Below are 9,084 nucleotides of genomic sequence, written 5' to 3' on the forward strand. Positions count from 1 at the left end.
GCCTTCGGGCATCTTTAATATTTTTTTGATAGTTTTGCCTACTTAAATTTTACTCTAAGTATTAGACTTAAATTAGTTTAAAAGCAATCAAAAAAGCTAACCGATAAATGCGGTTAGCTAAACCAATTAACACATTTGCATTGAAAACTATATCACTACCTAAATAATTCTTCGTCTAAGGTTTATCCCATTATATAAGCTAAATTACAACATATCTATCTGGCTCTTCTTAATATAGTAGGTAAGAATGATAGACTTATAAATACACCAGAAAGCATTGAAACCCACATTAATACAGACATATAGACATGTATTCTTAGAGGCGAAAACAATAACGCACTTAATCCGATAGATAATCCTAGAGCATTAGCCATTATTGGCCTTGCTGTATATGCATATGCTTTTTCAAGTGCTATTTTACTATTATATCCTATGTCTTTTAAACTTCTCCACACAGAAGTAAAATGAACAGCATAGTCAATCCCAACACCAATAGTTATACTAAATATTGTAGCAGTAAATAAATTCAACGATATCCCTGTAAAACCCATAAACCCAAAGATTATAAGCATAGTAAAAGCTATTGGTAATAACGATATAATTGTTGGCTTAATTTTCTTAAGAGAGATAAAAAGCAATACAAATACCAAACTAAATGCTAATAGAATAGATTTTACTTGGCCTGTTAGCATGCTATCATTCAATTCTTTCATCATATACTGTGCTCCAGTTGCCTTTATTTCTAAATCTTTATATTTATTGTTAAATTCAAATATTTTTTTATTTATTATTTCTAGTGTTTCATTCTCTAAATCTTTTGGAAAAACAATTATCCTAGCACTCTTTCTTTCCCTATCTAATAAATGTGCTATTGGGTTATTATCTTCAGTAATTATTAAAGAACTAATATAATTTACTTGTTTTAAATTTCTTGGGTAAGTAGGATGCTCTAATTCTAGTAATCCTGCATTAACAAGTGATAATGCATCATAAGTACTTATGGCTTTTTTTACGTACTTTGAATTAACTAAATCTTTTTCCAACTTAGTAAATCTATGAGCATAACTTGGTTCTAAGGGGTCTTTTTCCGTTTTAATATATAGATAAACTGGAATACTTCCGTCATTAACTTCCATAATTTTTTCAAAACTTTCATATACCTTAGTATGATTTCGATAAATTAGCAACTGATTAAACTCAGTAGATAAATTTTGTATTCCAATAAAAGCAACAACAAGCAAGATAATTACAATAACTATACTTGCAACTCCCCATAATCTTTTAATTTTTCTAGTAAAAAATATACCATTACTTACAGGTTTATTCAAATTGATGTTTCCAACAAGAATAAGAGGAAGAACATACCAAGTAGCTACCCCTGCTAATAATATTCCTAAAGAGGCAAATAAAGCTAAGTCTTTAATAGCATCCGTATTCATAACTAACAAAGACATAAATCCTGCCATAGAAGTTACAGTTGTAATAATCATAGGTACACCTACCATTTTAAGTGTTTCTACAATGCTACGTATTCTTCCTTTTCCTTCAGAACAAGAATCTTGAACATGTGACACAAAATGAAGACCATCTGCACTACCTATTACTATTGTAAATATAGGTGCTAAAACTGTAATTATAGATACTGGTTTTCCTATCCAACCTATTGTTCCCATAGTCCAAAGAGCAGCAATACCTGCTGGTAGTATAGAAAGAAAAGTAGCTTTAATATTTCCCATTTGTGTTCTAAACACTATAAAAATTAATAAGAATGCAGCCGGTGGTAAAAAACACAGAATCATCAATATATAATCAATAATTTTATGCTGCATATACATATCTCCAGTAATATAATGTGTTATTTGATTATTATTTAAGTAATTTTCTATTTGTTTAAGTCCATTACCACCAAAACTATTGCCATGAAAAACAGTAAATAAACCATATATTTTATTATTCTTCTGTATTAAAGTAGATAGCTCACCCATACCTTCATAATGCTCTTTAAGAAAATCTAAATTTTCTTCAGTTAAAGTAGTATTTAAATTAATCGATTCATCATCCATTTCTATTTTCTCTGGAGCTGGTCCATTAATAAACTCAATGTTATCTATTCCTTCTAAAAAATTTTGTATTTGTCTAAATTGTTTAATAACATTCAACGATATGTCTTGACTATCAATTTCTACTAAAAAAATTGTTTGCTCTGAAGTATTAAATGTTGAATTCATTTCATCTAATATTTGCTTATGTTCAGAATTTTGTGGTGTGAAAATATCAAAATCCGACTTGATTTTAAGCTTAGTAACACCAGCAATAGCAAAAATGTTTAGTAAAATAAAGAAAACAATAAAAATTTTACGATTATTTTTTATTAATTTAACATAGGCATTCATCTTTTCTCCCCCCCTTGTAAACCCAATATTTACTTAGAAATTCCGTTTAATAAAATGTCAAGTATCATATCTGCTTGTTTCTTGATACTGTATTTTTCACTTTGAATATTTAAAATTTTTTCAAATATATTAGTATAAAATAACATTCCGAATAAAGCTTTTTGTAAGAAAAAATTATCTATGTCTCTAAATACTCCTTCATTTTTACCTTTTTCAAATATATCATTTGATATGCTTTCAAGTTTAACCCAAACCCTTTCTATGAATAGCTCTCTTATTGATGGATTAATCATCATTTCTTGTATAATTACCTGAAAAGCATTTGAATTTTCTTTAAAAAAAGTAAGTCTTTCTATAAGAATGTTTTGTAACATATCTTGTATAGATTTATTCTCTGAAAGTAACTTAGGAAATGAATGTTCAAATGAGTAGTTTAAAAAGTCTTGTATTATTGTCTCTACAACTATATTTAATAGATTATCCTTATTGTCATAGTACTTAAATATAGTAGCTTCTGAAATACCAGCTTTCTTAGCAATTTCACGAGAAGAAGTAGCTGCATACCCTTTTTCAGCAATAAGTTCAATGGTGCTATCAATTATTTTCCTTTTTGTTACTTCAGCTCTATTCATATGATTACCTCCATTTCTTGATTTCCTATTTTTAAAATAATATTATCTATTTCTTTGTATACTTATTATTTTTTACCATATGTATATTTCTACTTTCTATAAAACCTAATTTCTTATAATATTTATAGGCCTTTTTATTTGATGAAGTAACCCCTTCAGGGTCTTCATTATAAAGTGCAAAAATCATCTCTTGTAATTGAACTTTGTCTTTTGACTTATATTCTCTAAGGTTTATACACATTGTTAATCATCCTTTAATTTAAGTAATAGTCTTATAATTATCTATACTTACTATCATTATTATTTTTTCATTTATTATCTTTATAAACTATACAGCTTTATTTTTCTCTTTTAATCTCAATAAGTATTTAATATCTTCTAAGCAATTGATTGTGTATGTAGGTTTAACATCACCCTTCCATTTACGTCCATTTCTATTTATCCAACATGTTTTCATGCCAACTCTACGCATATTGGATAAAATTCACCAACAATTTCAAAAATAACATGTGTACCTTCATAAGGAACTGCATTATAATGTTTCAATGAAATTGGATAACATGACAAATCAAAAATAAAGATTCTAAATCAATACTTTTTCTTCTAAAAATTTTACGAAAGCCATTTTATAATTTAATATTCATATTGGAAAAATCAACTAATAAAGGAATAATCCCATCAGAATGAAAATAATAGAAATAGTAAATACAGAAATATTTAAACGCATTAATTTGTTTTATCTTCAAATACATTTATAACAAATTCTCTAAACTCATTATAATCAAAGGTTAATTTGTATAATTTTATTAGAGTTAATGATAATAGTACTGCAATAATCCAACTAAAACCTACATTTGTAGTGAACACTTTGTACCAAGTAAATATTACAAGTGCAAAACCAAATATACCTATATAATTAAGCCATTTAGGTCGTTCTTTAGCATACGCTTTATTGATTTCCCATTCTTTCCACTTATCTCCTAAAGCAACTATTAGAATTCTAGTTAAAATGCCCACAAAAGCCCAGAAAAAACATAATATACTAAAATAATTCAAATCCATTTTAACCCCTCCTAGAATAATTTATAATTCAAGAATTAATACTTGTGAGTGTGCACTTACTCACTATATCATTATAATAAACATATCCCTTCTCCACGCAAATTATCGTCTTCAGCTCTACAAATCTAACACTATCTTTTCCATATCCTCACCGTTACAAAACTTCAAAAATCTATATAAAGGTATTTGTCTGAATATTTGCCTCATTTATTGTCCTACTTTGTCTGATTTTCTTTCCATGCCTTTGCTTTTTCATCTATTTTATTAATAAATTTGTTTTTTCCTCTAACATAACTATCTATGTCATATGTATACTTTTCAGCTAGTTTCTCCTTTAACTGTGAATATTCCTTAGCTTCATTCGGATGATTTATTAAATAATCTCTAAAATTAATATGTCTTTCAATTTCCTTATTTCCTCCTTTTATAAAGAACCTTCTTCTTTGAATCCCATACTCTCCCATAGCTACATATCCTAATTCTGCCATACAACAATTATAACTATCTACTTCACCTATATCTGATACTACAACTAGTATATCTATAATAGGTTTAGCTTTAATACCCGGAATAGCAGTACTTTCTATATGGTGAACATCGATTATTATTTCTCTCATTACTGCTCTAATTTTTTTGCTTCTTTTTCATAGATTTTTTTCCAAACAGTTGTATATGGAACTACCTCCAACTTTCGTTTTTTTAAGTTAGTCATCTAATACCCCCTTATCAAACTTAAAAACTAAATTTTCTTTTCCACTGAAGAATTTATATTCCTTTTATATGTCATTAAAATAATCCCCGCAAATATAAAAGTAATGAATATTGATACTGTATATTTTAAACTATTAGGTATATCTATTAATTCACCATAGAAATTCATACTAAAATGAAATAACACCCCTGATAAAATACTTTTATTGTTTTTATTGTATAGCCAGTCCATAATAATACTTGTTGGTATAAACATACCTATCATATAACTAAAAATATAGAAATATGATTTTTGAAGTAAACCATATTGATAAGTACCTTCTATAAAAAATAATGGTAAATGCCATAATGACCAGAAAAAGGCCAGTACAATACTAGAAACAACCCAGTTGTAATGCTTTTCTAAATGGTCAAGTGCAAACCCTCTCCAGCCCAGTTCTTCTACTATAGGTCCAAAAAATAGCATAAATATAGCAAATGGTATAATCTTTATTGGATTAGCCAAATATTCCTTTAGAGTAGGTAATTCTAATAATGTTCCAGTGTGTAAAAAATAAAAAGCATACTAACTAAGTAAACTACTGGATAAAATAAAAAAATAAACAAATACCACTTAAATTCTATTTGACGTAAACTTAATATACGTCTCCAAAAATCTTTCCAATAACTCTTATCTCTTTTTAAATAAGCCAATATAATTCCAACAGACGTTGGAGCAATTCCACCTAATGCATAAAAAAATATAGGAATAATTCCATTTAAACCAAATATGACTGGAACTATATAAGATCCCCATGACCACATAAACGTCACTAAGAAAAAAGTCTTTAACTCATGATTTTTTAGACACATCACCAACACCTCTTCACGAGTAAGTGTGTACTCACTCACTTTGATTCCATCTTATAACAATGTTTTAGTTTTGTCAACCTATTTAAAAGAAATTAATATCTTTAAACAAAATAATAAAAAATAAAAACCTGCACATTAAATGCAGGTTTTTATAGCTTAAACTTATCTAGGTTCTACTATTAATTTAATTGCTGTTCTTTCTTCCCCATCAATTTCAATGTCTGTGAACGCTGGAATACAAATTAAATCAACACCACTAGGAGCAACAAATCCTCTAGCAATAGCTACTGCCTTAACTGCTTGATTAAGAGCACCTGCTCCTATTGCTTGAATTTCAGCTGATCCCTTTTCTCTAAGTACACCAGCTAATGCTCCTGCTACAGAATTTGGACTTGATTTTGCTGATACTTTTAATACATCCATCATTGAAAGCCCCCTTACTATATTTTTTATTTTTTATTATTTTACATTATATATGATTCTACAAATATTAAAAAAATCCTCTTTTTATTTTTTTAAAAAATAAATTTTTCTAAAAATTCCACAGTTGTTAACATTTTATGGTAACACACTTTTAAAATAAAAGAGAAGGATTACCTTCCCTTTTATTTAGCATATTCAATTGCGCGAGTCTCCCTTATTACATTAACTTTTATTTGTCCAGGATATTCAAGCTCATTCTCAATTCGTTTAACTATTTCTCTAGACATGTGTATTGTCTCTGCATCATCAACAACATCAGGTTTTACCATAATTCTAATTTCTCTACCTGCTTGTATTGCAAATGATTTTTCTACTCCTTCAAATGAATTTGCTATCTCTTCTAGTTTTTCTAATCTTCTAATATAAGTTTCTAAAGTCTCTCTTCTAGCGCCTGGCCTAGCTGCTGAAATTGCATCTGCTGCTTGGACTAAAACAGCTTCAACAGTTTGAGGTTCTATATCTCCATGATGTGCAGCAATTGCATGTACAACCTCTTTTGACTCTCTATATTTTTTAGCCAATTCAGCTCCTATAGTAACATGAGGTCCTTCCATTTCATGGTCGACTGCTTTTCCTATATCATGAAGCAATCCTGCTCTTTTAGCTATTTTTTCATCTGCTCCTATTTCCGCCGCCATTAATCCTGCTAAATGTGCAACTTCCATTGAATGCTTTAATACATTTTGTCCATAGCTTGTTCTAAACTTAAGTCTTCCTAGTAATCTAATTAATTCTGAATGTATTCCGTGTATACCTGCATCAAAAGCTGCCTGCTCACCTTCTTCTCTAATGCTTGTTTCAACTTCTTTCTTAGCTTTTTCAACCATTTCCTCTATTCTTGCAGGATGAATTCTTCCATCTACTATAAGTTTTTCAAGAGCAATTCTTGCAACTTCTCTTCTTATCGGGTCAAAACCTGATAATATCACAGCCTCTGGTGTATCATCAATTATTAAGTCAATACCTGTAAGAGTCTCCAAAGTTCTTATGTTACGTCCCTCTCTACCTATTATTCTTCCTTTCATTTCATCATTTGGTAGAGATACCACTGACACTGTAGATTCAGCCACATGGTCAGCAGCACACTTTTGAATTGCATATGATATTATCTCTCTAGCCTTCTTTTCTGCTTCTTCTTTAGCATTACTTTCAATTTCTTTTATCATCATGGCAGCTTCATGACTAACTTCTTTTCTTATATCAGTTAAAAGAAGTTCTCTTGCTTCCTCTGTTGTTAATCCTGACAATCTCTCAAGTTCTTCAACCTGCTTATTGTATAATTCTTCAGCTAACTTTTCCTTATTTTCTATATCTTTTAGCTTTTTATTAAGATTATCTTCTTTTCTTTCTAAAGACTCGCTCTTTCTATCAATAACTTCTTCTTTATGCATAAGCCTTCTTTCAAGCTTTTGCAATTCATTTCTTCTTTCTCTGCTTTCCCTTTCAAACTCTTTTCTCATTCTATGAACTTCTTCTTTTGCTTCAAGTAATATTTCCTTTTTATTAGTAATGGCCTCTTTTTCGGCCTCATCTATTATTCTTTTTGCCGCTTCTTCGGCACTATTTATCTTACCTTCAGCAATTATTTTTCTTGCGTATATCCCTATAACTGTACCAACACCAATTCCTGCTGCTGCTATTACAATTTCTATAATAATGACAAGCACCTCCTTTGCTATTTTGTTTTCAAGTTTCATGTCTCTGAATATTTAGACCTCTAGCTCCAAAACTATATCATAAAACAAAAACCGAGCTATCTCGGCCTATGAGACTACCTATTCTTGGTATTAAATATACCTGTATTGTATATTTTTACTAACATTCGTTTATATTGTATTACTTTTTGATTTATATGTCAAGTAATTTAAATTATGTAGAAACCTTATAAACACTACTTTCAGTACCTTTTAGCTCTACTCTATAAGATGTTGTTGAAACTGAAGACAAGTGGTTGTTATGAGTTACCATTATAATTTGTCTATCAAACATTTCTGATACCTGCTTAAGAAATTCGGCAACGTTAAAAATATAGTCTTCGCTTACATGTTTAGCTGGTTCATCTAATATTATAGGACCTTCAACATTTGGTTTATGAATCTGTATAAAAGCAATTCTTAAAGCTAATGAAACAATATCTACTATCCCTCCACCTCTAGATAACTGAGGTTTTGTTTTGATAATTTCATCTTTATGTTTTGTTATCACATAAAATTCTGCATTAGGCTTTCCATACAGCTCTTCAATTTTAATTTTAAATTCTATATTAGAATCAAATATATATTGTAAGCAGTTGGTAACTAAACTTTCTATTTGTTTTTTAGCTTGCTCTCTTGCATATTTTGATGTTTTCTGCATAAGAATATTTACTTTTTCTAATAAATCTATTTTTTCATTTACTTCTTGTAACTCTTCATTATAATTATTTATTTCTTCTTGTATTCTATCTCTCTTACCACTTTCTTTTGAATAAAAATTTTTAATTGCTGATAATTTTTCTTCTAGCTCTTGTATTAATATTATTTCATCCAACTTAAGAACCCCCACATTATTTTAAGATTTCTGATGGTAAAAGCTTATTAGCTTCTTCTATAAGATTTCGTATTTCTTGGTCTAATTTCTCTATTTCGTTTTCTAATTCTTCAGGTTTCACACCTAGGTCATTTAATTCATTTATTATTTCTTCCTGTTGCTTATTTAATTGCTCTAGTCTTGCTTCAGCCTTATATTTTAAAGTTTTAGCTTTTTCTAATTTTTCTTTTAAATCATTTAATTGCTTTTCATGTTTTTCCATTGTCCTCACTCCTATTATATTATATTGGTTATTTTCTTCAAAGTATCTACATCAATTTTACTTTTACATAAAGGGCAGATTTCCAGCTCTGACATTATATTTTTATATTCGGTGATTAAAGTTTCTACACTAGAATTTAGCTCTGCTACTTTATTTTTCA

Annotated in this window: 12 protein-coding genes; all 12 read right to left on the reverse strand. The window is 28.8% G+C overall.

The window, feature by feature from the left end:
• Positions 1–215: 215 nt before the first annotated feature.
• The 12 genes from L21TH_RS08735 to L21TH_RS08785 all read right to left on the reverse strand — a co-directional run bounded on the left by L21TH_RS08735 (position 216) and on the right by L21TH_RS08785 (position 8,924).
• Positions 216–2,393, reverse strand: a complete 2,178-nt coding sequence (locus L21TH_RS08735) for an efflux RND transporter permease subunit (RefSeq protein ID WP_006314313.1) — start codon at positions 2,391–2,393, stop codon at positions 216–218.
• Positions 2,394–2,422: 29 nt separating this feature from the next.
• Positions 2,423–3,025 (reverse strand): TetR/AcrR family transcriptional regulator, encoded by a 603-nt coding sequence (locus L21TH_RS08740; protein WP_006314321.1) that lies wholly within the window; start codon positions 3,023–3,025, stop codon positions 2,423–2,425.
• A gap of 46 nt (positions 3,026–3,071) precedes the next feature.
• A complete protein-coding gene (locus tag L21TH_RS08745; RefSeq protein ID WP_006314322.1) occupies positions 3,072–3,266 on the reverse strand; it encodes a hypothetical protein in 195 nt (64 codons plus the stop codon).
• A gap of 87 nt (positions 3,267–3,353) precedes the next feature.
• Complete coding sequence (locus L21TH_RS14575) at positions 3,354–3,497, reverse strand: hypothetical protein (RefSeq protein ID WP_006314323.1); 144 nt, start codon at positions 3,495–3,497, stop codon at positions 3,354–3,356.
• A 254-nt stretch (positions 3,498–3,751) separates the two neighbouring features.
• The gene (locus L21TH_RS08750) at positions 3,752–4,087 is read right to left on the reverse strand and encodes a hypothetical protein (protein ID WP_006314324.1); all 336 of its coding nucleotides are present in this window, start codon (positions 4,085–4,087) and stop codon (positions 3,752–3,754) included.
• 215 nt (positions 4,088–4,302) lie between these two features.
• Positions 4,303–4,704, reverse strand: coding sequence for a GrpB family protein (locus L21TH_RS08755; protein ID WP_006314325.1), 402 nt, complete (start codon positions 4,702–4,704; stop codon positions 4,303–4,305).
• A 122-nt stretch (positions 4,705–4,826) separates the two neighbouring features.
• Positions 4,827–5,303, reverse strand: a complete 477-nt coding sequence (locus L21TH_RS08760) for a CPBP family intramembrane glutamic endopeptidase (protein WP_006314326.1) — start codon at positions 5,301–5,303, stop codon at positions 4,827–4,829.
• Positions 5,304–5,326: 23 nt separating this feature from the next.
• Positions 5,327–5,689 carry a hypothetical protein gene (locus L21TH_RS08765; protein WP_155848347.1) on the reverse strand — a complete coding sequence of 121 codons (363 nt, stop codon included), beginning with the start codon at positions 5,687–5,689 and terminating at the stop codon, positions 5,327–5,329.
• 123 nt (positions 5,690–5,812) lie between these two features.
• Complete coding sequence (gene spoVS / locus L21TH_RS08770) at positions 5,813–6,073, reverse strand: stage V sporulation protein SpoVS (RefSeq protein WP_034429806.1); 261 nt, start codon at positions 6,071–6,073, stop codon at positions 5,813–5,815.
• Between the two features lie 182 nt (positions 6,074–6,255).
• Entirely contained in the window at positions 6,256–7,830 is a 1,575-nt protein-coding gene (rny, locus tag L21TH_RS08775) for a ribonuclease Y (RefSeq protein ID WP_006314328.1), read from the reverse strand.
• Between the two features lie 172 nt (positions 7,831–8,002).
• Positions 8,003–8,662 (reverse strand): AAA family ATPase, encoded by a 660-nt coding sequence (locus tag L21TH_RS08780; RefSeq protein ID WP_006314329.1) that lies wholly within the window; start codon positions 8,660–8,662, stop codon positions 8,003–8,005.
• A gap of 16 nt (positions 8,663–8,678) precedes the next feature.
• On the reverse strand, positions 8,679–8,924 hold the full coding sequence (locus L21TH_RS08785) for a hypothetical protein (RefSeq protein WP_006314330.1): 246 nt from the start codon (positions 8,922–8,924) through the stop codon (positions 8,679–8,681).
• Positions 8,925–9,084: the final 160 nt, after the last annotated feature.

It is taken from the genome of Caldisalinibacter kiritimatiensis, assembly GCF_000387765.1.
Lineage (GTDB): Bacteria > Bacillota > Clostridia > Tissierellales > Caldisalinibacteraceae > Caldisalinibacter > Caldisalinibacter kiritimatiensis.